21 protein-coding genes are annotated in these 23082 nt (G+C 58.5%); 19 read left to right on the top strand and 2 right to left on the bottom strand.

All coding sequences use genetic code 11. The features are described 5' to 3' along the window. Nucleotides 1-86 precede the first annotated feature (86 nt). The gene (locus tag O9H32_RS09890) at nucleotides 87-647 is read left to right on the top strand and encodes a 5' nucleotidase, NT5C type (protein WP_269865868.1); all 561 of its coding nucleotides are present in this window, start codon (nucleotides 87-89) and stop codon (nucleotides 645-647) included. A gap of 940 nt (nucleotides 648-1587) precedes the next feature. On the opposite strand, the gene O9H32_RS09895 is transcribed toward O9H32_RS09890, so the two are convergent. Beyond that, entirely contained in the window at nucleotides 1588-2481 is an 894-nt protein-coding gene (locus tag O9H32_RS09895; RefSeq protein ID WP_269865869.1) for a helix-turn-helix transcriptional regulator, read from the bottom strand. Nucleotides 2482-2626: 145 nt separating this feature from the next. Here O9H32_RS09895 and O9H32_RS09900 point away from each other — a divergent pair, with 145 nt between their 5' ends. Next, entirely contained in the window at nucleotides 2627-4126 is a 1500-nt protein-coding gene (locus tag O9H32_RS09900) for an L-fucose/L-arabinose isomerase family protein (RefSeq protein ID WP_269865870.1), read from the top strand. A gap of 33 nt (nucleotides 4127-4159) precedes the next feature. Further along, nucleotides 4160-4480, top strand: a complete 321-nt coding sequence (locus O9H32_RS09905) for an L-rhamnose mutarotase (RefSeq protein WP_269865871.1) — start codon at nucleotides 4160-4162, stop codon at nucleotides 4478-4480. A 145-nt stretch (nucleotides 4481-4625) separates the two neighbouring features. Here O9H32_RS09905 and O9H32_RS09910 read toward each other — a convergent pair whose 3' ends face one another. After that, on the bottom strand, nucleotides 4626-5120 hold the full coding sequence (locus tag O9H32_RS09910; RefSeq protein ID WP_269865872.1) for a DUF6022 family protein: 495 nt from the start codon (nucleotides 5118-5120) through the stop codon (nucleotides 4626-4628). Nucleotides 5121-5353: 233 nt separating this feature from the next. Here O9H32_RS09910 and O9H32_RS09915 point away from each other — a divergent pair, with 233 nt between their 5' ends. The 16 genes from O9H32_RS09915 (at nucleotide 5354) to O9H32_RS09990 (ending at nucleotide 23043) form a co-directional block, all read left to right on the top strand. After that, on the top strand, nucleotides 5354-6112 hold the full coding sequence (locus O9H32_RS09915) for a MerR family transcriptional regulator (protein WP_269865873.1): 759 nt from the start codon (nucleotides 5354-5356) through the stop codon (nucleotides 6110-6112). Between the two features lie 93 nt (nucleotides 6113-6205). Further along, entirely contained in the window at nucleotides 6206-6958 is a 753-nt protein-coding gene (locus tag O9H32_RS09920) for a DeoR/GlpR family DNA-binding transcription regulator (RefSeq protein WP_269865874.1), read from the top strand. A gap of 47 nt (nucleotides 6959-7005) precedes the next feature. Then, a complete protein-coding gene (locus O9H32_RS09925; protein ID WP_269865875.1) occupies nucleotides 7006-8505 on the top strand; it encodes a sugar ABC transporter ATP-binding protein in 1500 nt (499 codons plus the stop codon). A gap of 408 nt (nucleotides 8506-8913) precedes the next feature. Further along, nucleotides 8914-10437, top strand: coding sequence for a sugar ABC transporter ATP-binding protein (locus O9H32_RS09930; protein WP_269865876.1), 1524 nt, complete (start codon nucleotides 8914-8916; stop codon nucleotides 10435-10437). 19 nt (nucleotides 10438-10456) lie between these two features. Further along, complete coding sequence (locus tag O9H32_RS09935; protein ID WP_269865877.1) at nucleotides 10457-11512, top strand: ABC transporter permease; 1056 nt, start codon at nucleotides 10457-10459, stop codon at nucleotides 11510-11512. 2 nt (nucleotides 11513-11514) lie between these two features. Continuing rightward, nucleotides 11515-12504: an ABC transporter permease gene (locus tag O9H32_RS09940; RefSeq protein WP_269865878.1), complete on the top strand. Its 990-nt coding sequence runs from the start codon at nucleotides 11515-11517 to the stop codon at nucleotides 12502-12504. Between the two features lie 166 nt (nucleotides 12505-12670). Continuing rightward, a complete protein-coding gene (rhaS, locus tag O9H32_RS09945; protein ID WP_269865879.1) occupies nucleotides 12671-13750 on the top strand; it encodes a rhamnose ABC transporter substrate-binding protein in 1080 nt (359 codons plus the stop codon). Between the two features lie 328 nt (nucleotides 13751-14078). Beyond that, nucleotides 14079-14570 carry a glutathione peroxidase gene (locus tag O9H32_RS09950; protein WP_269865880.1) on the top strand — a complete coding sequence of 164 codons (492 nt, stop codon included), beginning with the start codon at nucleotides 14079-14081 and terminating at the stop codon, nucleotides 14568-14570. Between the two features lie 261 nt (nucleotides 14571-14831). After that, on the top strand, nucleotides 14832-16001 hold the full coding sequence (locus tag O9H32_RS09955; RefSeq protein WP_269865881.1) for a pectinesterase family protein: 1170 nt from the start codon (nucleotides 14832-14834) through the stop codon (nucleotides 15999-16001). Nucleotides 16002-16277: 276 nt separating this feature from the next. Then, the gene (locus tag O9H32_RS09960; protein WP_269865882.1) at nucleotides 16278-16538 is read left to right on the top strand and encodes a hypothetical protein; all 261 of its coding nucleotides are present in this window, start codon (nucleotides 16278-16280) and stop codon (nucleotides 16536-16538) included. Nucleotides 16539-16939: 401 nt separating this feature from the next. Next, on the top strand, nucleotides 16940-17959 hold the full coding sequence (cyoA, locus tag O9H32_RS09965) for a ubiquinol oxidase subunit II (protein WP_269865883.1): 1020 nt from the start codon (nucleotides 16940-16942) through the stop codon (nucleotides 17957-17959). An 86-nt stretch (nucleotides 17960-18045) separates the two neighbouring features. Beyond that, the gene (locus tag O9H32_RS09970) at nucleotides 18046-20022 is read left to right on the top strand and encodes a cbb3-type cytochrome c oxidase subunit I (protein WP_269865884.1); all 1977 of its coding nucleotides are present in this window, start codon (nucleotides 18046-18048) and stop codon (nucleotides 20020-20022) included. Then, complete coding sequence (gene cyoC / locus O9H32_RS09975; protein ID WP_269865886.1) at nucleotides 20022-20636, top strand: cytochrome o ubiquinol oxidase subunit III; 615 nt, start codon at nucleotides 20022-20024, stop codon at nucleotides 20634-20636. The genes O9H32_RS09970 and cyoC overlap by 1 nt, the downstream gene beginning before the upstream one ends. A gap of 1 nt (nucleotide 20637) precedes the next feature. Beyond that, nucleotides 20638-20967, top strand: a complete 330-nt coding sequence (cyoD, locus tag O9H32_RS09980) for a cytochrome o ubiquinol oxidase subunit IV (RefSeq protein ID WP_269865888.1) — start codon at nucleotides 20638-20640, stop codon at nucleotides 20965-20967. A 193-nt stretch (nucleotides 20968-21160) separates the two neighbouring features. Beyond that, complete coding sequence (locus O9H32_RS09985; protein WP_269865890.1) at nucleotides 21161-21802, top strand: TraX family protein; 642 nt, start codon at nucleotides 21161-21163, stop codon at nucleotides 21800-21802. Nucleotides 21803-21969: 167 nt separating this feature from the next. Next, nucleotides 21970-23043, top strand: a complete 1074-nt coding sequence (locus O9H32_RS09990; protein WP_269865891.1) for an S-layer homology domain-containing protein — start codon at nucleotides 21970-21972, stop codon at nucleotides 23041-23043. Nucleotides 23044-23082: the final 39 nt, after the last annotated feature.

Consider the following 23082-nt stretch of genomic DNA (forward strand, 5'->3'; position numbering starts at 1 on the left):
CGGAGGGTTCCAAGACCCCGGCTGTACAGAACGTACATCCCGGGGTATCCTAAGGTATGGAAGGAATTCAAGGAGGATACGGCCTTATGACCAAAATCGGTTTTGATATCGATGATACGCTCATCAATCTCAGAGAGCATGCGTTCAACCTCTACCAAGGGCATCTGGGGCAGGAGGTGCCGCTGGAGGTGTTCCAGGCGATCCAGTCGATGGGCATCCACCAGGCCTTCGGTCTCACCCGGGAGGAAGGCCGGACCTTATGGGGAGAGCTGCGGGAAGAGATCTACTTCTCGGCCTGCCCTCCGTTCCCCCATGCGGTGGAAGTGCTGCAGGAGCTCGACCGGCAGGGGCACGAGATTTATTATATTACCGCCCGGGCGAGAGAATTCGGGGAGCGGACGCTCGCGTGGATGATCGAGAATGGGTTCCCCGTGCAGCCCGGCCGCTTCTACTACGGCATGGATGACACGGAGAAGGTGCATATCATCCGGGATCTCAAGCTGGATTATTATTTTGACGACAAGCCGGCCGTGCTGGAGACCTTGGCGGAATCCGGCGTGAAGGCGTATGCCAAGGACCAGCCGTACAACCGGGACTTTCCTTTCCCGAGAATCGCCTGCTGGTCGGAGCTGCGGGATCTGATCTAAGGTTTCGTTATATCCTTTTTGCGTTCCGTTGTGCTTCGCACAAAGGTCACTTCCAAAAAGGATATAACTCCACGGTAGGGGTAGGGCGTAAGAGCGTGAAGAGCGTGAAGAGCGTGAATGCTTAGGGCGTAAAAGGCAAAGAACGTAAAAGGCAAAGAACGCAAAAGGTGTAACAGCGTGGGCTTGCTCCATAACTTGGGGCAGGCTTTTTTGCCATGTTGGAGCGATAGGGAAAGGAGAGCGGCTATGGCGGGGAAACGGCGGAGAGGACACGGATTACACTTTCGATAAGACCAGGGAAATGAAGGCGACGGTTCCGATGCTGAGGGAGATTCCGAGATAGACGGGAACCTTCTTCTTGGGGAGTCCCGTAAGCTCCAGCGCGTAGCTCAGCGTGAATAGCAGCAGGCCGAAAATCAGCCAGTGATAGTGGGAACCGGGCAGTCACTGCCCGAAAAACCATTCCTCCAGCTTGAGTGCCAGCGCACAGAGTAAGAGAGTCAAAGGGAAATTCAGCGTCATGCGATGCCTCCTGGTCCGTAAGTACCGATAGGGGGGAGAGAGAGGACTGAGGGAACCGAAGCTCTCCCGGGCTCTTCTTGCGTAGTTCCATAGTAACACGCCTGGAATTCCATATAAAGTAAAATAAGTTATTTTACTTGCGGCACTCCCGTGGGAAGATGGGTATGGGCTCATAGCCGTCGCGGTCCGCAGGACAAAAAGCAGGAGGGGGACGCGGCCCCGCGTCTGCTCATGGCTTCACGCTCCAATCGGTCTTCTTAAGGAGAAGACGGTTCAGACAACGGGGGAAGGCTTCAATATGGGCTGGAGCAGCACAGGGGGGTACCCGGCCCGAGCGAAGCTGCTATCCAGCGGGACGGCCCCCGGCTGGGGACTCCCGGCTGCTGCTCTTTGTTGACGGTGGCGCATGACTGCCCCGCTATTCCTCCGGCGGCAGACGCCATCGTCTGCGGTATTCCAGCGGGGTCAGGCCTTCGCGCTCCTTGAAGCGCTTAATGAAGAAGCTCGTCTGGTTATACCCCGCCTGCTCTGCGATCTCCCCGATGCTCAAGGCCGAGTGCTTCAGCATGTCCTTTGCATGGGACAGCCGCAGATGGGTCAAATACTCGTTCGGCGAATAGCCGGTATAGCGTTTGAACTCCCTGGCGAGGTGGTACTTGCTGAAGTTGTGGTGCTTCGCCAGGTCATCCAGCGTGATCCGGCCGCTGCGGCTGCGCTCCATCTCGTTCATCATCGCGAGGATATGCGGGGGCAGATGCGCGGGCTCATCGTCCGGGTGCCGCCGGATGCTGTGCAGGAGCAGCTCGGTCAGGATGTCGACCACCCACTTGGAGCTGAGGATGTCCGTGTGCATGCTCCGCTGGCGGTGGGCCTGAAGGATCTGCTCGAGCAGCGCCGGGACAGGCGAGGCCGCGGGCAAATCCAGAACCGGACCGGCGTAGCGCCGGATCTGCTCATAGTAGCTCTGGGAGCTGCCCCCGTCAAAATGCACCCAGTACATTTCCCACAAGTCCCCCGGCCCCCCGTCTGTTTCGTAGTAGTGGGGCTCCTTGCAGTCGATGAAGCATAGGGTGCCGGGGGTGAGCTTATAAGTCCGTCCCTGCAGGCGCAGACGGCCTTGGCCGCCCGCGGTATAGAGGAGCAGGAAGGAGTGATAGAGTGCCCGGCGGGTGTAGTATTCCTTCTTGGCATAAAAATGGCCGGCAGCCTGGATATAGAAGAACATGGACTGGGCGAGCGTGCTCGGCGTGACTTCGATATTCTCGGACCGGGGGTCGAGGTCCCATTCCACCTGAAGCGGATACTTGCGCAAGATGCTCACCTCTCCTTAGGGACCGCAAGATAGTGGTATTTTCCATCAATATTATCCGATGTGTTCCATTCTGTAAACGCGTACAATCGAGCTGGGAACCTGAAGTTGGATGAGAAACGGATAAGGCGAAAGGAGAGTTTGCCGAATGTCATTACAGCCGCTCAAACCTGTCAAACGCGCACGCATCGGCTTGTATTCGATCGGACTGGAGGCGTACTGGTCCCAGTTCCCGGGCCTCCGGGAGAGACTTATAGAATATGGGGCTTTTCTGGAAAAACAGATGTCCCCGCATGCGGAAGTGTTCAACTTCGGGCTCGTGGATAACGAGGGGAGGGGCCGGGAAGCCGGGGAATGGTTCAACAGCCGCAATGTGGATCTCGTGTTCTGCCACTCGGCCACCTACTCCACGAGCTCGGCCGTACTTCCGGTGCACCAGATATGCTCCAAGCCTGTCGTCATCCTGAACCTGCAGCCGGCGGCACGCATCGATTACGACCGCACGAACACCGGGGAATGGCTCGCGCACTGCGGGGCCTGCCCCGTGCCGGAGATCTCCAATGCCTTCAACCGGGCAGGCGTTCCATTCCGCGTCATTAACGGCCTGCTGGGCCTGGAGGAGACCCCGGAGATCTCGCTCGCCGACGAACGGACAGCCGGGCGTCCGGAAGCGGTCCGCGCCCTGCGCGAGATCGGGGAGTGGATCGGCGCCGCCACGGTTGCGCGCACCCTCCGCCACGCCCGGTTCGGGTTCCTCGGCAACACGTACAGCGGCATGCTCGATATGTACAGCGACTTCACGATGATCCAGTCGCAGACCGGACTGCATGTGGAAGTGCTGGAGATGTGCGACCTGGACCGGATGCTGCGCAGCGTAACGGAGGCTGAGGTGCAGGCGAAGCTGGAGGAGACGCGGCGCATGTTCGAGATCAGCGGGGATTCCCCTTCAGATCCGATCGCCCGCAGGCCGACCGACGAGCAACTGCGGTGGTCCTGCAAGGTAGCGGCCGCCCAGGAGAAGCTGGTGCGGGAATACGATCTCGATGCCCTGACCTACTATTACCACGGGGCGCCGGGAGGGGAGTACGAGAAGCTGCAGGGAGGCTTCATTCTCGGTCACTCGCTGCTGACCGCCAGGGGCATCCCGTGCGCGGGGGAAGGAGATCTGAAGACTGCGGTCGCGATGAAAATCTGCGATATCCTCGGCCGGGGAGGCAGCTACTCCGAGATTGTGGTGGCGGACTATGAGGATGGAACGATTCTGCTCGGCCACGACGGTCCGTTCCACATCGCGATCTCGGAGGGCAAGCCGCTGCTCCGGGGCATGGGCCTCTACCATGGCAAGCAGGGGACGGGCATCTCTGTGGAGGCCAAGGCGAAGTCCGGCCCTGTCACCACGCTGAACGTGACCCAGACCGGGGACGGGAAGCTGAAGCTGATCATCAGCGAAGGCGAATCCACCGACGGCCCGATCATGCGCATCGGCAATACGCAGACGCCGGTACGGTTCCGTCAGGATCCGGACAGCTATATGGACCAGTGGTTTGCGGAGGCGCCGACCCATCACTGCGCGATGTCGACAGGCCACAACGCGTCCCTGTTCCGGAAGGTGGGCGAGCTGCTGCAGGTGAGGCATGTGACTTTATAATTGTACTTGGGATCCAGGAAGGGAGGCCAGAGAATGGAACACACCGCATTTCTTCTGCGAATCGATCCGGCTGACGAGAAGGAATACTTCGAGCGCCATCTCCATGTGTACCCGGAGCTGGAGGAAGCCTTCGGACAGGCGGGCATCCGGGAGTATCATATTTATTATGATGAGGGCACGCTGTTCGCCTATATGATGGCCGAGGATTGGGACGCGGCGATGGGGCAGCTCGCCGATCATCCTGCCAATGCGAGATGGCAGGCTTATATGGCAGACCTGCTGCTCCCGTGGGAGAACGGGGAGAAGGTGCGGGTCATCCGCGAAGCGTACCGTTATCCGAGGGGCAGCGGGTAGCCCTTCGACAGCAGGTAGAACGGCATGCTTTCTTTGAGAAATACAGCACCAGCTCTGTATACCGCAGCAAAAACAGGCTTCCGGCAGCACCTGCCGGAGGCCTGTTTCTATTCAGCAGCGCTCTCTACGCACTGTCTTCCTGGGACTATCCGGCTTCCTTCATCCGGCGCACGGCAGCGATGATCTCCCGTCTGTCCACTGCCGGGATGGCCGTAATCTCTGGTGCCGCCGGAACGTCGAACCCGGCATGGGAATGGTAGAAGTCCAGCAGCAGGGTCCCCGCGGGCTCCTGCTGCGCTTCTTCCCGGATGGTTATCCAGAACACTCGGGAGCGGTGATGCTCAGGACCCCACTGCTCGAGGGAACACCTGAAGTTCAGGCAGCCTGCGATAATGAAGTCCGTCTCCTTGACCTCTCCGAGCACCTGGTAGCCTGCCCGCTCCAGTGCCCCGAAGACCGGAGGGAGCAGGTAATCCATGTATAATCCGTAAGTCGAATCCTCCAGCTCCGGAAAGACCCTCTCGAGCTCCTCGCGGTGCTCCTCCAGCACCTGTTTCCACTTGGCCGTAAACTCTTGCTGTATGATTACCGCTATGTCCTGAGCTGTCATCCCCGGTGTGAATAATTCGGCTGCCGTCATCGATTCTTCCTCCTCTGAAGGTCCGGGCCGAGGGAACTCCCCCGCATGCCCGCCTTGGCTTGGGTATCGTTGATCCCCGAAGGATCACCTTACAACTTCATCTTACAACAGTGAAGCCAATTGTAAGGTTCTGGGCAGCCCAAGGCTGATATAATGGGATGAGAAGGAGCATAACTTTGAAGTGGGCTCTAAACTGGCATCAAGCAAGGCTGCCTGAGAGGAGAAGGATGCAGATGCGACCGGTCGATCTCGCCCGTGAATTCATGGTGAGCACCAATACGCTGCGAAGCTACGAGGCCCGCGGGCTTGTGCCTCCCGCAGCGCGTTCGCCCAAAGGCTACCGGATGTATACGGAGGAGCACCGGGCTTATGTCCACTGCCTGCGCGCCATGGCGCCCGGCTTCGGGATGGACGTAACGAGGGAAGTGCTGGGCGCCCTTCAAGCCGGGGATCTGGATACGGCGCTGTGGACGGTGGGTGAAGCACAGGCCGCCCTGCATAGTGAGCAGAGGCTGGCCTCGTTCACAGCGGAGCAGCTGGCTGCCGAAGAAGCGCCGGAGGCCGCCTCCGGCAGTGGGCCGGTGACCATAGGCGAGCTGTCCGCGGAAGCCGGGGTGCCGCGTTCCGCACTCCGCTACTGGGAGAAGGAGGGGCTGCTCTCGCCTTCCAGGGAGGAAGGCAGCCGCTACAGGCAGTACAGCCGTACAGACCTGCGCAAAGTGCTGCTGATGCGTACACTGCGCACCGTAGGATATTCGGAGGAGACGGTCCGGCTGAGGCAGGCGGTCCGGGAGCTCGATGCGAGCGATGCGGGAGAGGCCCGCCGGCTGGCACTGGATGTATGGCAGCACTTGAACGCGACCCACCGGTTGCAGCTGAAGGGCATGCATTTTCTCTACTCCCTGTGCCGGCAGCTGAATTTGATAGATCATGACGTTCCGATAACGGTACCGTCTTGTGATACATCCGATCACAATGGAACGGGACTGTGATATAATGGGCGCATGAACATACAACAACGTACATACAACAACGCACATACGGACTAAGATTACGGGAGCATTGTTATGTTTGCCATTGAGCGATTGAATAAAATTAAAGAGCTGCTCTTCTCGAAGAAGCGCGTCGATGTCATGGAGCTCAGCGAGCTGTTCTCCGTCACGGAAGTGACGATCCGGCGGGACCTCGACAAGCTCGAGCAGCTGGGCGTGCTCGTCAAGACCTACGGCGGTGCGGTGCTGAACGAGGAGCTGATCCCGGCTGCGCAGGCGGCGGAGGCGGAGGACGAATTCATCGAGGAGAAGCGCATGATCGGCCGGATCGGCGCCCAGCTGATCGAAGACGGGGAAGCGGTCTATCTCAGCCCCGGCACCACCTGCCTCGAGATCGCGCGCAATCTGCGGGAGAAGCGGGTCACCGTAGTGACCAACGACCTGCAGATCGGCCTCGCGCTGAGGGACTTCACGGGTGTGAAGACGATCGTGACCGGCGGGGACCTGGCGCACTCGAGCTCCGCTCTCGTCGGGGGAGCCGCGCTGCAGCTTTTGCAGGGCATTTATGTCAATAAGGCTTTCCTCGGGGTGAAGGGCGTGCACTTCGAAGCAGGCTATACGACGGGCAGCTATGACGAGGCGATGATCATCCAGGCGGTGCGCCGGATCGCAAGCGAAGTCATCATCGCGGCCGATTACAGCAAGTTTGACCAGAGGGGCTTTGCGAAGCTGGGGGATCTCTCCCTGGCCAAGACGCTCATTACGAACAAGCAAATTCCCTCCGAATACAAAAAGCACTTCTTCGAGCAGGGCGTCAAGCTGTTCACGACCTTTGAGCTGGAGTAATCCGGCTGAGGGTTCGGCGGGAAGTGTAATCCCGAGGAAAAGAGGCCATGGGCGTGGAGCATCTGCTTCAAATGACGGGAATCACCAAGAGATTCGGCGAGGACGCCGTGCTGAGCTCCGTAGACTTCAGCGCGGACCGCGGGGAGGTGCATGCCCTGCTCGGGGAGAACGGCGCGGGCAAATCGACCCTCATGAAAATTCTTGCGGGCTGGTTCGGTGCCGATGAAGGAACCATCCGCATCGGCGGGGAGCCCGTGGCCATCGGCAGTCCCCGGCAAGCACAGGAGCACGGCATCGCCATGATCTATCAGGAGATGAAGCTGTTCCAGGATTTGAGCATTGCTGAGAACGTTTACATGGGCAGGGAACCGCTCAAACGGTGGAACCGGCTCATCGACTGGGACGCCGTCTACGGCGAGACAGGCCGATACCTGCGGGCCCTGGGACTGGATCTCGACGCCCGGACCGTACTGAAGTCACTGGGCCCGGGCCAGCAGAAGTTCGTGGAGATCATCAAGGCGCTGTCGCAGAATGCCCGGATCCTCATCATGGATGAGCCGACCGCTTCGCTGACCGAGGGGGAGCGCGAGGTGCTCTTCGGAGTCATCGGCCGCTTGAAGGAGCTCGGCGTCTGCGTCCTGTACATCTCGCACCGGCTCGAAGAGATCAAGCGGATCGCCGACCGGGTGACCGTCCTCCGGGACGGGGAGACGGCGCTGACCTGCTCCGCGGCGGACGTGGAGCTGGAGGACATCGTCCGGTTCATGATCGGCAAGCCGCTCGCGGACCGTTATCCGAAGCTCAAGGTGAAGAGCGGCAGGGAGCTGCTGCGCGTGGAGAATCTCAGCTACCAGGGACTGCTGCGGAACATCGGCTTCGAGGTCCGCCGGGGAGAGATCCTCGCACTGACCGGTCTCAGCGGCTCGGGGCGCCGGCTGCTCGCCAAGGTGCTGTGCGGCATCGAGGGGCCTTACGAAGGGACGATCCGCTTGAACGGCCGGCCCTATGCCCGGATGAACCCGCATCTGGCGAAGCAGGGCGGGCTCTGCTATGCCAGCGGACTGTATTCCGACGAGGGGCTGATCGCCACTTCGACGATCTCCGAGAACATCACGCTCTCCAACTTGGAGCGGGTCTCCAGCGGCGGGCTGCTGCGCACGGGGTGGGAGTCGGGCTATGCCAGGGATCTGATCGATCGGCTCGAGATCACATGCAGCGAGAAGGAGCTGGCCGGCAGTCTCAGCGGAGGCAAGCAGAAGAAGGTCGTACTCGCCAAGTGGCTGTTCGCGAACGCGCAGGTGCTGATCTTCGACGAGCCGACCGCGGGGATCGATGTCAGCTCGAAGTCCGATATCTACAACATCATGAACGAGATGGTGCTCTCCGGCGCTTCGGTCATCATGATCTCATCGGATCTCTCGGAAATTCTCGGGATGGCGGACCGCATTCTGGTCATGTGCGGCGGAGAGCTCCGCCGGACGCTGCCGAGAGCCGAAGCGACGAAGGAGAAGATCCTGTACTATGCTTCCGGCGGCGGGGCGGGATAGGAGAAAAGCAGGAAGCGGAAGGCATGCTCCGGGACGGATAGGCGGAGCATGTCTTTTGATGTGCCGCCGTGAGGGCTGACCACATGCCTTTAACAGCGGCTGGGGCTCAGCGCCATCCATTCAGGCGTGCCCAAAGCGGGTCAGAGGGAATGGGTGTGGGGTGGAAGCGCGGAGCGTCCTCCTTTAAAGTCATGTGATAAACAGCGGCTGGAACCCCATACCCATCCCTCCTACACATCCAGAGCAGGAGTCAGCACGCTGAGCGAATGGGTTAATGTTCTTTCACCTGATCACAAATAAACACGACCGAAAGTAATAATTAATTTTGTTGTTTATTTTCGGTTATTCGTGTGCTATACTGGGCTCAGTCCCGAGGGGAATTCTAAGAACTGGATAGGAGCCTGTAAGATGTCTGAATTCATTCTGGAATTGAGAGCGATTACAAAAACCTTTCCCGGCGTGAAAGCGCTGGACCGGGTGAACTTTCAGCTGAAGCCCGGTGAGATCCATGCGCTCATGGGGGAGAACGGGGCGGGGAAGTCGACCTTTATCAAGGTGATCACCGGTGTGCACCGTCCGGATGAAGGCGAGATATGGTGCAACGGCGAGAAGGTCGAATTCAAGAACCCGAACGATGCCAAGAAGTTCGGGATTGCCGCGATCTACCAGCATGTCACGTGCTATCCTGACCTCAGTGTCACCGAGAATATTTTTATGGGTCATGAGAAAGTACATAAACGAACAAGAAGAATCAACTGGCGGCAGATGCACCATGAAGCGCAGGTCCTGCTCGAGCGGCTGGGCGCCGATGTGGATGCGAAGGTGTTAATGGGGTCGCTGAGTGTAGCGCAGCAGCAGATCGTAGAAATTGCGAAAGCGCTGTCAACCGATGCCAAGGTGATCATCATGGACGAACCGACCGCGGCGCTGACCCAGCGGGAGAGCGAGCAGCTGTACGGCATTGCCGAGGGCCTGCGGGACAGCGGGGTGGCGATTATCTTCATTTCGCACCGGTTCGAGGATATGTACCGGCTGGCCAGCCGGGTGACGGTGTTTCGGGATGCGAAGTATATCGGTTCCTGGGGCGTAGACGAGATTACGAACGATGCCTTGATCGTCGCGATGGTCGGACGGGAAGTGACCCAGCTCTTTCCGAAGAAGGCGGTGGAGCGGGGCGAGGAGCTGCTGCGGACCGAGGGGATCGGGAGGACCGGGTATTATGCGGATATTTCCTTCTCGCTGCACCGGGGCGAGATTCTCGGACTCACCGGTCTCGTAGGCGCGGGCCGGACGGAAGTATGCCAGGCGCTGTTCGGTATCGAGCCCTGCGACTCGGGCCGGATCTATGTGCTCGGAAGTCCGGTTACGATCACCAATCCCCTCCAGGCTATGCGGCTTGGCATCGGCTGCCTGCCGGAGGACCGGCAGAAGCAGGGGCTGGTGCTGGACTGGGAGATCGGCAGGAACATTACGCTGCCTTCGCTCGGCGGACTCTCCCGGAAGGGGTGGCTCGACGAGGTCAGGGAAGACGCCGTCTCCCAGACGCTGGCGGAGAAGGTCAGTGTGAAAGCGAGAAGCATTCACGATCTCGTCTCCTCGCTGTCGGGCGGCAACCAGCAGAAGGTGGTCTTCGCTAAGCTTCTGACGGCGGATCTCGATGTCATCATCCTCGATGAGCCGACGAAGGGGGTCGATGTCGGGGCGAAGTCCTCGATCTACGAGATTATCAGCGAGCTGGCCTCCCAGGGCTACGGCATTCTGCTGGTGTCCTCGGAGATGCCCGAGGTCATCGGGATGAGCGACCGGGTCATCGTCATGAAGGAGGGCCGCATCACAGCCGAGCTCCAGCGCGGACAGGTCACGCAGGAGGCCATACTCGAAGCCGCGATGAGCGGCGGAGGGGAAGCGAAGCATCCTATTCACGCAGGATAGATAGAAAGGGGGAAGTTCCATGGCTGAGAAAGCCTTGGGGAAGCCCATCGGGAGCAGCGGCAATAGCGGCACTTCCCGCATGGGCGACGCACCGTCGCTCGGCGCCAAGCTGGCCAAATTCAGGGAGCTCGGGCTTCTGCTGTTCATCGTGCTGCTGTCGGCGGCCGTTCAGCTCCGCAATCCGAGCTTCCTGACGTTCGAGAACATTAACGATCTGGTCACCAACACCGCCATCCTCAGTATTCTTGCCGTAGGCATGATGCTCGTCATTGTTACACGGGGGATCGACTTGTCGATCGGGGCGACCTTGGCCCTCTCGGGCATGATCTCAGCCCTGGCCGTCAAGGCCGTGCCGGATCTGCATCCGGCACTGACGCTGCTCCTCGGTACGATGGTCGGCGTCGTCTGCGGCCTCATCATCGGCTTCCTGATCGCCAAGATGGGGGTGCTGCCGATCATCGCGACGCTGGGGCTGATGAACGTGTTCCGCGGCCTGACCTTCACGGTCAGCGGGGGCAAGTGGGTCAGCGCCCATCAGATGCCGGAGGGCTTCAAATCGATTGCAACCGGTTCCGTTATGGGGCTGAATACGTTGATTTTTATCGCTGTCCTAATCTATGTCGTATTCTACTACTTCATCAACCACACGAGAACCGGCAGGCAGATCTATGCGGTCGGCAGCAATCCCGAGTCGGCGAAGATCAGCGGGATCCGGGGCGACCGTATCTTGTGGCTGGTGTATACGATCATGGGCGCGCTCTCCGGTCTTGCCGGGGTGCTGTGGGTCTCGAAGTTCGCTTCGGCCCAAGGGGATACGGCGATGGGGTACGAACTGAACGTGATCGCAGCCTGCGTGCTGGGCGGGGTGTCGATCGCCGGCGGTTCCGGCAAAATCTCCGGGATTATCCTCGGTTCGATCCTGCTCGGCATCCTGAACAATGCGCTGCCGCTGATCGACGTATCGCCGTTCTGGCAGATGGCGATTCAGGGCTCGATTATCCTGGTGGCCGTGATCATCAATGCGCTCGTGAAGCGGGGCGTAGACCGCAACCACCTGCTGAGGAGGAGAATCTAACGATGGAAGCGCAAGCGAGAGGTTTGCAGGGAAGACGGGAATTCAGCCTGAAGAGCTTCTTTCTGCAGTGGGAGTGGCTGCTCGTCGTGATTCTCATTGCCGTGAATATCATCAATGCGAATTTGTCACCGTACTACCTGAATTACGAGAGCCTGCGGGATGCGACGATGAGTTTCCTGGACAAAGCGTTCATCGTTCTGCCGATGGTGCTCGTCATGATTCTCGGCGATATCGATATCTCGGTGGCCTCCACTGTGGCCTTGACCTCGGTGGTCATGGCGGACCTGTATCATCTCGGTCTTCCGATGGAGCTGTCCATCCTGATCGGTCTGGCCGTCGGGGCGCTGTGCGGGCTGGTCAACGGGCTGCTCATCGTCAAGTTCAAGGAATTATCCGCTGTTATCGTCACGCTGTCGACTATGATTATCTACCGGGGCATCGCCTATATCATCCTGGAGGACCAGGCCAAAGGGAACTTCCCCGAGTGGTTCAGCTTCTTCGGCTGGGAGTATGTCGGCGGAATCCCGTTCATCCTTGTCGTGTTCGCGGTCTTCGCGGCGGCGTACAGCCTGCTGCTGCATAAGACGACCTTCGGACGGAGGGTGTATGCCATCGGCAACAACAGCACGGCTAGCCGGTATTCGGGCGTGCAGGTCGATAAGATCAAGGTCATCGTCTTCACGCTTACGGGACTCATGGCAGCGGTTACAGCGGTCTTCCTCATGTCCCGGATGGGCAGCACGCGGCCGAATGTCGCTACGGGGTATGAGCTCGACGTCATTGCGATGGTCGTGCTCGGCGGAATCAGTACCGCGGGCGGCAAAGGACGGATGCTCGGCGCGATTCTGGCTGTATTCCTCATTGGGCTGCTGAGCTATGGGCTCGGGCTCGTGAACGTTCCGGCGCAGATGCTGCTCGTCATCATCGGGCTGCTGCTGATCTTCGCGGTGATGGTGCCGAAGCTGAAGCTCGGCAAGCTGCGCAGGACGTAGGGGGAGACAGTCCTCGCCTCGGGCACTGTGTGGAGCGGGGCGCCGGCAGGATAAGATTATCAGCACACAGGAACTACCCATGGCGAATACGGCAGACTTCCTCCGTAAGGAAGCTGTTTGTATACACTTTTTAGACCATATGATGTAGATAGGGGAGATCGGTCCGATGAAAAAAATGGTGATGACCTGTTTGGCGGCGGTTCTGAGTTTGTCGATGCTGGCGGCTTGCGGCGGAGGGAATACCTCGGGTACGGGAGGCAGCGCTGAGCCTGCGAAGAGCGAAGGGGCGAAGCCGGCGGACAGCGGGGCGGGAGGCAAGAAGAAGTACGCCATCATCTTCAAGAACACGGGCAACCCGTACGGCGAGAAGCAGATGGAAGGCTTCAAGAACGCGGTGACGGAGCTCGGCGGCGAGGCGATCCTGAAGGCGCCGGACCAGCCGACGGCCGAGGCGCAGATTAAGATGATCGAGGAGCTCATCTCGCAGAAGGTGAGCGCGATCGCGATTGCCGCCAACGATCCGGATGCGCTGCAGCCCGCCCTGAAGAAGGCGATGAATGCCGGCATCAAGGTGCTCTCCCTCGACTCGGCGGTCAATGCGCAGAGCCGCATGGTGCACATCAACCAGGCGGATCCGGAGCGGATCGGCCGAGTGCAGGTGCAGGCGATCTCCGAGATGATCGGCGGTAAGGGCGAGATTGCGGTGCTGAGCGCCACCTCCCAGGCGACGAACCAGAACCTGTGGATCGACTGGATGAAGAAGGAGCTCGAAGATCCGAAGTATAAGGAGATGAAGCTGGTCAAAGTGGCTTACGGCGACGACCTCCGCGACAAGAGCGTGTCCGAGACGGAAGCGCTGCTGAAGTCGTACCCGAACCTGAAGGGCATCATCTCCCCGACGACCGTAGGGATTGCCGCGGCAGGCAAGGTGCTCACGGACAAAGGCCAGAAGGGCAAAGTGCAGCTCACCGGCCTCGGCCTGCCGAGCGAGATGGCGCAGTACATCGAATCCGGCGTGTCGCAGTGGATGTATCTGTGGAATCCGGTCGACGTAGGCTATCTGGCCGGCTTCGCGGCGGACGCGCTGGTGCAGGGCACCATCACCGGCAAGACGGGCGACAAATTCAAGGCCGGCCGTCTCGGCGACAAGGAAGTGATCGCGGACGACAAGGGAACGCAGATCATGCTCGGCGATCCGTTCAAGTTCGATGCCAAGAATATCGGCGAGTGGAAGTCGGTGTACTAAACCGAACATAGGCAGGCTGCAAGGACTATAATCGTCAGCAGGTTTCCGGGACATGGAGGTGAGGCCATCCATCCCGGGAGCCTGTTTTTTGGTTGCTTCCTTTTTGCTTCATTATAATGAAGATGAAGCGTGCATGGGACGGATGGGAAGGTTAAATAGAAGCAGCGGTGCGGTGGGCGCGTGCTTATGCGGGCGTTCCGCTGTCTATTTTGTTTCCATACGGCGTTCCTGGTATTGGACAACTCAATTAAATTGTGTACAATTAAACTATGAAATTAGACGGAATAGGCCGTTATCCGGTTCAATCATCCCTTAGGAGGTTCACCCCATGTCCATCTATGATATCGAAGTGACCACGATCCGCGGAGAGCAGCAAACCTTGGCTGCCTACCGCAATCAGGTGCTGCTTATCGTGAATACGGCAACGAAATGCGGCTTCGCCCCGCAGTTCAAGGGCCTGCAGAAGCTCCATGATACATACAGGGAGCAGGGGTTTGCCGTACTGGGCTTCCCGAGCAGCCAGTTCATGGATCAGGAGCTTCACGACAACGCAGGCATCGCGCAGGCCTGCGAGCTCAATCACGGCGTGTCTTTCCCGCTGTTCGCGAAGATTGACGTCAACGGCAGCAACGCTCATCCGTTGTTCCAATACCTGAGCACCGAAGCCCGCGGCCTGCTCGGCTCCAAGGCGATCAAGTGGAACTTCACGAAGTTCCTTGTCGACCGCAGCGGCCGCGTGCTGAAGCGGTTTGCCCCGAGCGATACGCCGGAGTCGATCGAGAGCAAGATTGCGGAGCTGCTCGGTTCGACGCAGGGATAAAAAAGCATAGGGAGCCCCCTCTTTTCTAAAGGAAAGAGGGGGTTTTTGGCTGCAGCGGCGGGAGCAGTGCGATGGCATATGGAAGCGGCTTAGAGAGAGGGGCGGGTAACGGATAATCAATTCATTGGATTCTTTCCATCCGGGTCCCTTTATCGCAAGCAGGTTATATTCGCGCTATATCCTGCTGCAGCGTAAGTCCGCTATGTTGAAGGGGATACGCCCTGCTTCTACCCATTTGGAACCAAGAGGAGAGATGACCTGATGAAAGCGAAGTTTACCGTACCTTTGGCCGTAGGTACCTTCCTGCTGGTATCCGCTGCAGTTCCATGGGCAGCCGGATCCGGTACCGCCTCCGCCGCCGCTGCTTCGAATGCGTCTGTACAACCCGCGGCTGAACAAGTCACAACCTCACTTGCTAAGGAGCCTAAGAAAGCCATGACGACACGAGCAATCATCGACACTGCCTACAGAGGAGCCGAGGGAGCCGAAGTGAAGGGCGTCAAGCACTACCGCTCCCTTCAGGCCGCCATCCGCGATGTGCCGGCAGACCAGGCCTCCCCGTATGTCATCTATCTCAAGGCCGGTATCTATAAGGAAGTCATCACCGTGGACAAGCCGTTCGTCACCCTGGTGGGGGAGAACGCGAAGCGCACCATCGTTACCTATGATAACGCCAGCGGTACACCGAAGCCGGACGGCAGCGGAACGCTCGGAACGACGGGCAGTGCTACGGTGACCGTCAAGGGGGAAGACTTCACGGCGGTGAACGTCACGTTCGAGAATTCGTTCGATGAGGCGAACTCCGCCTTCGAGAACAAACAAGCCGTAGCGATCAAGACGCAGGCGGACCGGGCGATCTTCAAGGACTGCCGCTTCATTGGCAATCAGGATACGCTGTATCCCAATCTCGGAAGACAATACTTCGCTGACTCTTATATAGAAGGGGATGTCGACTTCATCTTTGGCGCAGCCACGGCTGTCTTCGAGAATTCCCGCATTCATTCCCTGGACCGCGGCTCTGACAGCAACAACGGATACGTGACGGCGGCCAGCACGCTCAATACGAACCCGTACGGCTACCTCTTCATCAACTGCCGCCTGACAAGCGATCCGGGGATGAAAGGCACGGTCTCGCTGGGCCGTCCATGGCAGCCTGGCGGCAATACAAGCGCCGTGGCCAGCGTCGTGTTCAAGAATACGCATATGGGCAGCCACATCACCGGGACCGGATGGGTGGACATGGGCGCATCGCAGGCGGCGAATGCGCGGTTCTTCGAATACGGCAGCAGAGGCCCGGGAGCGATCGCCAGTCCGACGCGTCCCCAGCTCACGAAGGAGCAGGCGGACCTGCATACGCCGGAAGCCTATTTCGGGGACTGGGAGCCGAAGAAGGTGCTGAAGCAGCTGGAGCGCTCCGCAGACAGGCCCTGACGATCCTCGTTTCCCATACCCCCGGAAGGCGTAATAAGAGGGAGAGGCCGCTGACATAGAGTGCCCTGCAGGCGCTTAGGGCTTCGTTCTTAATTACGATATCCCTGGTCCTTCTGGAAGAGATTAATGCTTGACAGGCACCTTCTTTGAAAACGTGAATAATTTTGTCTAATTTTTGATCAAAAAGTGAATAATCTTTGAACAAAACGGGTATTGTATGGTATACTAATCGTAGTTAGTTAAGCACTTACAATATCTGTTTTGGAGTGATTCCTAATGACGACAAAAACAGCTACCGTACAAAGCGAAATCCAAGGCGAGCGGGACGTAAACCGCCTCGTGGGATGGATGACTGCAGCAGCATGGATTTTTCTGGGCTTCGGACTTCTGCTGAGCCTGTTTAACCTACATCATTTCAGCGACCGCAACCCAAGCCTGATGATCGGGATCGGCTGCATGGTCGGCAGTGTTTTCATTTATGTGATGCGCACGGCGATCCATTTGGTTCATTCCCGTGCTGAGAACGGGAGTAAGTGAACGGACAGACCTAGAGCAGAGGAAGATAAGTCCCTGATTTCCCCATAATCGTCTTTTACAGGAAACACCTCCAACCGGTACCAGACCGGCGGAGGTGTTTTTTTATAAGTTTGTCAGCTTCGTGACAAACTTATTACAGAGAAAAGGCGAAGTTTTGACGTATTTGTTAACCCCCGCGTCAAGCCGGAAAGAATCTGCTATCTTATAGATATCGCTTCAGTGAGAGCCGTAAGTCTTCAAAAAAGGACACCGGGTTCGGGGAAGGGCAGCTGTCCGATCCGCGTACCATTTCACCCGGAGGTCGTTTTGAAAACCTACGTTTGTGATTTTTGTCACAAGTTTTGCCTATAGATCAATGCTAAGATTGTGCACCAGCACCTTGAGGAGAATGGAGGACCAACATGCAACAAACAAAACGGATGCTTCGCAAGGCACTGCCGCTCATCTTCTTACTGGCCGGCGTGCTGCTGCTGTCGGCCTGCGGCGAGCAGCCCATGGTACTCGATCCGAAGGGACCGATTGCCGCGGACCAGAAGGATTTGATTCTGATCTCTTCCCTCTTGTGCGCCGTGATCCTCTTCCCGGTTCTCGGTTTGACCGCCTATATCGTATGGAAGTACAGGGAGCGGGAGGGCAGCACGGCGGCTTACCAGCCGAACTTCTCCCACAGCACCAAGCTGGAAGTGATCTGGTGGGGAATTCCCATCGTTATCATCATTATTCTGGCGGTAGTCACTGCGCGGTATACGTACGCGCTTGAGCCTTCGAAGCCGATCGAATCGGAGAAGAAAGCCATTACGATCCAAGCAACCTCGCTCGACTGGAAGTGGCTGTTCACTTATCCGGAGCAGGGCATTGCGACGGTGAACTACCTGCAGATTCCGGAGGATGTGCCGGTCAAGTTTGAACTGACGAGCGATGCGCCGATGAACTCGTTCTGGATCCCGCAGCTCGGCGGACAGATGTACACGATGTCGGGCATGGGCATGACGCTCTTCCTTCAGGCGGATCACCCTGGACGTTATTATGGGTCGGGTGCGAACTTCAGCGGCGAGCACTTTGGCGACATGAAATTCTATGTGGATGCGAAGTCCCAAACTGAGTTCGATGCCTGGGTGAAAGAGGTCAAAGCCTCTCCTGCCAAGCTGACGAACGAATCGTACGAGAAGCTGGCGGAGAAAGGGACCTCTCCTGTCGCGGTGTTCTCCTCGTTCCCAGAAGGATTGTTCCAGCGGATCGTCACGAAATACGCGCCGGGCGGACACGCCCACGGACATGAGAGCGCGCCGCTTCCGCAGTCGAAGACGGATCCCGTACAGAAGCCGCTGCCGGATGCCAAGCAGAATACGGACGCCGGCAGCGGAACAAGCACGAATAGCAGCACGAAGGGCAGCGAGCATTCGGGTCATACGGGTCATTAAGGACCTGGTAAGCCAGGCCCGAATACAGGAATACCTGCTATCTGCAAGGATTTATAACAGCGAAAACACCGAAAGGAAGTCCTCCAATGCTCGATAAGATACAAGAGTTCGCATCCGAGTTTTTCGTTACCGGGGACCCGATGATCCTGGGGGCGCAAGTCAGCATCGCGATTGCGATGGTGGCCATCGTGTTCGTCCTGACTTTCTTCCGCAAGTGGGTCTGGCTCTGGCGCGAATGGCTGACGACCGTCGACCACAAGCGGATCGGCATAATGTATATCATCTGTTCCATTCTCATGCTCTTCCGCGGCGGGGTTGACGCCCTGCTCATGCGGCTGCAGCTGGCCGTTCCGAATGCGCAGTTCCTGCATCCGGAACACTATAACCAGATCTTCACGACCCACGGGGTCATCATGATTCTCTTCATGGCGATGCCGCTCATGTTCGGATTGTTCAACGTCATCATGCCCCTGCAGATCGGGGCCCGCGACGTAGCCTATCCGTTCCTGAACGCGCTGAGCTTCTGGCTGTTCTTCTTCGGCGCGATGCTCTTCAACGTCTCGTTCATCATCGGCGGTTCGCCGGATGCGGGATGGCTGGCGTATCCGCCGCTGTCGGGTCTCGAACACAGCCCGGGGGTCGGGCAGAACTTCTATATCTGGGGCATCCAGATCTCGGGTATCGGCTCCCTGGCGACAGGCATTAACTTTATCGTGACGATTCTCAAGATGCGTGCACCGGGCATGACGCTGATGAAGATGCCGATGTTCACCTGGTCCGTCTTCTCGAGCTGTATCATCATTATGTTTGCTTTTCCGATTCTGACGGTTACCCTGGCGCTGCTCTTCCTCGACCGGTTCCTCGGCGCGCACTTCTTCACGCTGGACGGCGGGGGCAACCCGATGATGTACATCAACCTCATCTGGATGTGGGGTCACCCGGAAGTGTATATCGTCATTCTGCCGGCGTTCGGGATTTTCTCCGAGATCGTCGCGACCTTCTCGAAGAAGACCTTGTTCGGTTACAAATCGATGGTCTTCGCGATGTTAATCATTAGTGTCCTTTCGTTCTTCACGTGGGTCCACCACTTCTTCACGATGGGCTCCGGCGCGGACGTGAATATTTTCTTCGCGATCACGACGATGCTCATCTCGATCCCGACGGGGGTCAAGATATTCAACTGGCTCTTCACGATGTACCGAGGCCGGATCAAGTTCACGACGCCGATGCTGTGGACCATCGCGTTCATTCCTTGCTTCGTGGTCGGCGGGATGACCGGCGTCCTGCTGTCAGTAGCACCGGCCGACTTCCAGTTCCACAACAGCTACTTCCTGATCGCTCACTTCCATCAGGTGCTGATCGGCGGCGTGGCATTCGGCTACTTCGCAGGGTTGTACTACTGGTGGCCGAAGATGTTCGGCTTCAAGCTCAACGAGCACCTTGGCAAATGGGCGTTCTGGCTGTGGAACATCGGCTTCTATGTCTGCTTCATGCCGCAGTACTTCCTGGGCCTCGACGGCATGACCCGCCGTGTCAGCACGTATGACTTCGACATGGGCTGGGGCTCGCTCAACATGGTCTCGACCGTGGGCGGTTTCCTGATGGGGATCGGGTTCATCTTCCAGGTATGGCAGATCGCTTACAGCATTAAGCATCATGAGAAAGACGTTACTGGCGATCCGTGGGACGGTCGCACGCTCGAATGGTCGATTCCGTCGCCGGCACCAGTGTACAACTTCGCTGTGACTCCGCAGGTGGAGCATGTCGACGACTGGTGGGAGACGAAGCAGAAGCTGGCCGCTTCCGCCGGGAAGACGCAGGCCCGTCCGGTCTACGAGCCGATTCACATGCCGAAGAATTCCGCGATACCGTTCGTGAAGTCCGCTCTCTGGTTCTTCGCCGGCTTCGGGTTCGTCTGGGATTGGATGTGGATGGCGATTCCAGCCCTGATCGGTATCGGGATCTGCATGATTGCCCGTTCGTTCACCTATGACGACGATTATTATATTCAGGTAGATGAAATCGAGCGGACTGAGGCCGCGCTGAGAGGGGTGAAGGCATAATGGAACAAGCACACGCTGCTAAGGGCGGACACGGGCACCACGATCACGGCCATCATGACCTGGAATCGATGAAGACGTTCGGCTTCTGGCTGTTCCTGATCACCGACTGTATCCTCTTCGGCACGCTGTTCGCCACCTATATCGTGCTTCGCGGCAATACCAACGGGGGGCCGACCCCCGAAGAGCTGTTCCAGATGCCGATGATTCTGGCGGAGACGTTCATTCTCCTGACGAGCTCCTTCACGAGCGGTCTGGCGGTCCTTGCGATGCACCAAGGCAAGGTCAAGCAGCTCATCGGCTGGCTGATCGTTACCGCTCTGCTCGGCGCGTCCTTCATCGGGCTCGAAGTTACCGAGTTCGTGCATATGGTACACGAGGGAGCGAAGATCTCCACCAGCGCGTTCCTCTCCGGCTTCTTCGCTCTGGTCGGCACTCACGGGCTGCACGTATCCCTGGGTCTGGTCTGGATGGTCGGGCTGATGCTTCAGCTCCGCCGCAGAGGCATTACGCCGGTCACGAAGCGCAAAGTGGAAGTTCTCTCCTTGTACTGGCACTTCCTCGACGTCGTCTGGATCTTCGTCCTGACCGTCGTGTATCTGATGGGGGTGATGTAAAATGGCGCAGCAACACGGCGATACCGCCTCTCACAACGCGTCTCACGGCTCCTTGAAGTCGTATGTGATCGGCTTCGTACTCTCGATCGTACTGACGATCATCCCGGTTGCCGCAGTGATGAACCACCTGCTCGAAGGCAAGCCGCTGCTGGTGCTCATCCTGGCGATGGCGATTCTCCAGTTCGTGGTGCAGCTCGTGTTCTTCATGCACCTGAAGGAAGGCGAGAACGCGCATTGGAACATCATGGCGCTCATCCTCGGGCTGATCATCCTGCTTACGATTGTCGCAGGCTCTATCTGGATCATGACATACAACCAGGTGGCCCACTAAGTTCCGTATGGGCCTGAATCCAATAGCATAAGCCAAGACCCCGGGCGCGGCGGCTGCAGCCGCCCGGCCGGCCCGCTTCAGATCAGCCTCCAGCATATGGAGGCTGTTTTTTTGTTGAAATTCCTCATGTTTTGGCAGAAAGAAAAGCGGGTGTAATATACTAAGGAAAAGAGCGCGGCGAAGGAGGGAGTTCATGCAGTGGATCGCGATGATTACGATGCTCATCGATCATATCGGGATTGTGTTCTTTAAGGGGGAGCAGGTGTGGCGGTGGATTGGGCGGCTGGCCTTTCCCCTCTATGCTTACGGGATTGTGGCCGGTTACCGGCATACCCGCAGCCTTCCGCGGTATGCGAAGCGCCTGGCTGTGACGGCGGCCTTGGCCCAGGTGCCGTATTTGTACGATTTTGGGTTCATACAGGTGAATGTGGTCGGGTCGTTCCTCTTCTGCATCGGGGTATTGTATCTGCTGGACCGGACGAACCAAGGGCCGCAGCGCATCTTGATTATCGCGGCGGGACTGCTGCTGATTACTTTACTGCCTTTTGAGTATGGGGGCTACGGGCTGCTCCTCGTGCTGATCTACAGGTATGCGGAATCAGCTTCAAGGATGTTCCTCGGCCATCTGCTGCTGAACTTCTTATATTACACGCTGATGCCGATGCAGGTGCTGAGCATCTTCGGTACGCTGATTATCATCTATGCGCAGCAGGTCCGCCCCGGACTTGCTCAGCGGTCGGCGCCTTCCTGGCTGTGGCGTGGATTCTATCCGGGCCATCTGCTGCTGCTCGCTATCGTCTCGGCCGTTCGCAGAACGCTGTTGGCTCCTGCTTGAGGAGCCTTCCGCCCGGCGCCGGCCCCTGCAACTTTTGCTGTCGAATGCTCGTTTGGGTTAGGGAGAGAGAGTAAAGTGAAGTTCCGTACCGAAGACGGTGTCTGTAAGAAGAAGACGCCTGCTCGCAAAGACGGACACGGACTGCATCTATAGGGGGAGTAAGCCGGATGAAACGACACGCCGCTTTGAATCGAATCTGCCGGGGGCTGACGGCCGCCGGATTGTTCCTGGCGCTGGTGCTGCCCGCTGGAGGTCATGGGGCGGAGGCCGCCTCCGGCGACAAGCGCTATCATGTGCTGCAGGGGTCGCGGCACACACTGGAAGAGCGGTTCCAATTGCTGAAAAAGCAGGGGGTTATGGAGGGAGACCAGAGCGGAGCGAATCTGGAGGGGACTACAACCCGGGCTCAGCTGGCCAAGGTCATGGCGAAGCTGTGGGGGCTGCCGGAAGCGCCGGCGGCCGCGGCGGCCTTCGGTGACCTGGGCGGCCACGAATGGGCGCGCGGGTATATGGGCGCCGCGGCCAAGGCGGGATTATTCCAAGGCACAGCCCCAGGGCGGTTCTCCCCGGGCGAGACCGTGACCCTTGAGCAGCTGGCAGCCGTGCTCGCACGGGCGTTCCAGGTGCAGCCGATGGGCGGCGACGATGCGATCGCCCAGTATTCGAAGGTGTCGGGTTGGGCGCAGTCGGAGCTCGACGCAGCCTACGGTTCCGGTCTGATCGGCACGACGGGCGATTATACCGTGGCCGCGAAGCGCAGCGACCTCGTGGCATCCGCCTACGCGGCTTATGCCCGCAAGGCGGACTTCCTGGGACAGAGCTGCAGCAAGATGCTGTCTGCGAAGCCCTTTGACCGGTGCAAAGTGGATGTGGGGGATGTTTTTGGAAGCATGAAGGTGACGGGAGTGGACTATTGGGCGGATAACGACGAGATCTTCGGATACTCGATCCGCTTCGAGGCGCCCCAGCCGGTGAAGATCCGCGGCACTTACGAGATCGTGGCGGGGAGCGAGACGACACCGGAGCATGTGGTGTTCCAGGTCGCACCGGAGGATGCGGGCCTCATTCCGTCGGAGGTGCTGAAGTGGAGTGACGAAGCGGTGATCGAGAGGTTCAAAGCCTACGGCGAAATGGAGACGAAGGGGAGCGGGGCAGTCACCGTGTCGGATTATACGGATCTGCTGTTCCCTAAGGGCGGGATTCCGAACAGTACGGAGAAGGTGGAGATTGAAGCCCTCTAGGAAAGAGCGGAGAGGCCGCGCCGGTAAGGGGGCGGCTTC

Origin of the sequence: Paenibacillus caseinilyticus, assembly GCF_027533645.1 — a bacterium.
GTDB lineage: Bacteria > Bacillota > Bacilli > Paenibacillales > NBRC-103111 > Paenibacillus_G > Paenibacillus_G caseinilyticus.

What these genes read in the sequence shown, in the direction of transcription:
- O9H32_RS09890 (WP_269865868.1), top strand. Translation starts at nt 87, where the DNA reads ATGACCAAAATCGGTTTTGATATCGATGATACGCTCATCAATCTCAGA.
- O9H32_RS09900 (WP_269865870.1), top strand. Translation starts at nt 2,627, where the DNA reads ATGTCATTACAGCCGCTCAAACCTGTCAAACGCGCACGCATCGGCTTG.
- O9H32_RS09905 (WP_269865871.1), top strand. Translation starts at nt 4,160, where the DNA reads ATGGAACACACCGCATTTCTTCTGCGAATCGATCCGGCTGACGAGAAG.
- O9H32_RS09910 (WP_269865872.1), bottom strand. Translation starts at nt 5,120, where the DNA reads ATGACGGCAGCCGAATTATTCACACCGGGGATGACAGCTCAGGACATA.
- O9H32_RS09915 (WP_269865873.1), top strand. Translation starts at nt 5,354, where the DNA reads ATGCGACCGGTCGATCTCGCCCGTGAATTCATGGTGAGCACCAATACG.
- O9H32_RS09925 (WP_269865875.1), top strand. Translation starts at nt 7,006, where the DNA reads ATGGGCGTGGAGCATCTGCTTCAAATGACGGGAATCACCAAGAGATTC.
- O9H32_RS09930 (WP_269865876.1), top strand. Translation starts at nt 8,914, where the DNA reads ATGTCTGAATTCATTCTGGAATTGAGAGCGATTACAAAAACCTTTCCC.
- O9H32_RS09935 (WP_269865877.1), top strand. Translation starts at nt 10,457, where the DNA reads ATGGCTGAGAAAGCCTTGGGGAAGCCCATCGGGAGCAGCGGCAATAGC.
- O9H32_RS09940 (WP_269865878.1), top strand. Translation starts at nt 11,515, where the DNA reads ATGGAAGCGCAAGCGAGAGGTTTGCAGGGAAGACGGGAATTCAGCCTG.
- rhaS (WP_269865879.1), top strand. Translation starts at nt 12,671, where the DNA reads ATGAAAAAAATGGTGATGACCTGTTTGGCGGCGGTTCTGAGTTTGTCG.
- O9H32_RS09950 (WP_269865880.1), top strand. Translation starts at nt 14,079, where the DNA reads ATGTCCATCTATGATATCGAAGTGACCACGATCCGCGGAGAGCAGCAA.
- O9H32_RS09955 (WP_269865881.1), top strand. Translation starts at nt 14,832, where the DNA reads ATGAAAGCGAAGTTTACCGTACCTTTGGCCGTAGGTACCTTCCTGCTG.
- O9H32_RS09960 (WP_269865882.1), top strand. Translation starts at nt 16,278, where the DNA reads ATGACGACAAAAACAGCTACCGTACAAAGCGAAATCCAAGGCGAGCGG.
- cyoA (WP_269865883.1), top strand. Translation starts at nt 16,940, where the DNA reads ATGCAACAAACAAAACGGATGCTTCGCAAGGCACTGCCGCTCATCTTC.
- O9H32_RS09970 (WP_269865884.1), top strand. Translation starts at nt 18,046, where the DNA reads ATGCTCGATAAGATACAAGAGTTCGCATCCGAGTTTTTCGTTACCGGG.
- cyoC (WP_269865886.1), top strand. Translation starts at nt 20,022, where the DNA reads ATGGAACAAGCACACGCTGCTAAGGGCGGACACGGGCACCACGATCAC.
- cyoD (WP_269865888.1), top strand. Translation starts at nt 20,638, where the DNA reads ATGGCGCAGCAACACGGCGATACCGCCTCTCACAACGCGTCTCACGGC.
- O9H32_RS09985 (WP_269865890.1), top strand. Translation starts at nt 21,161, where the DNA reads ATGCAGTGGATCGCGATGATTACGATGCTCATCGATCATATCGGGATT.
- O9H32_RS09990 (WP_269865891.1), top strand. Translation starts at nt 21,970, where the DNA reads ATGAAACGACACGCCGCTTTGAATCGAATCTGCCGGGGGCTGACGGCC.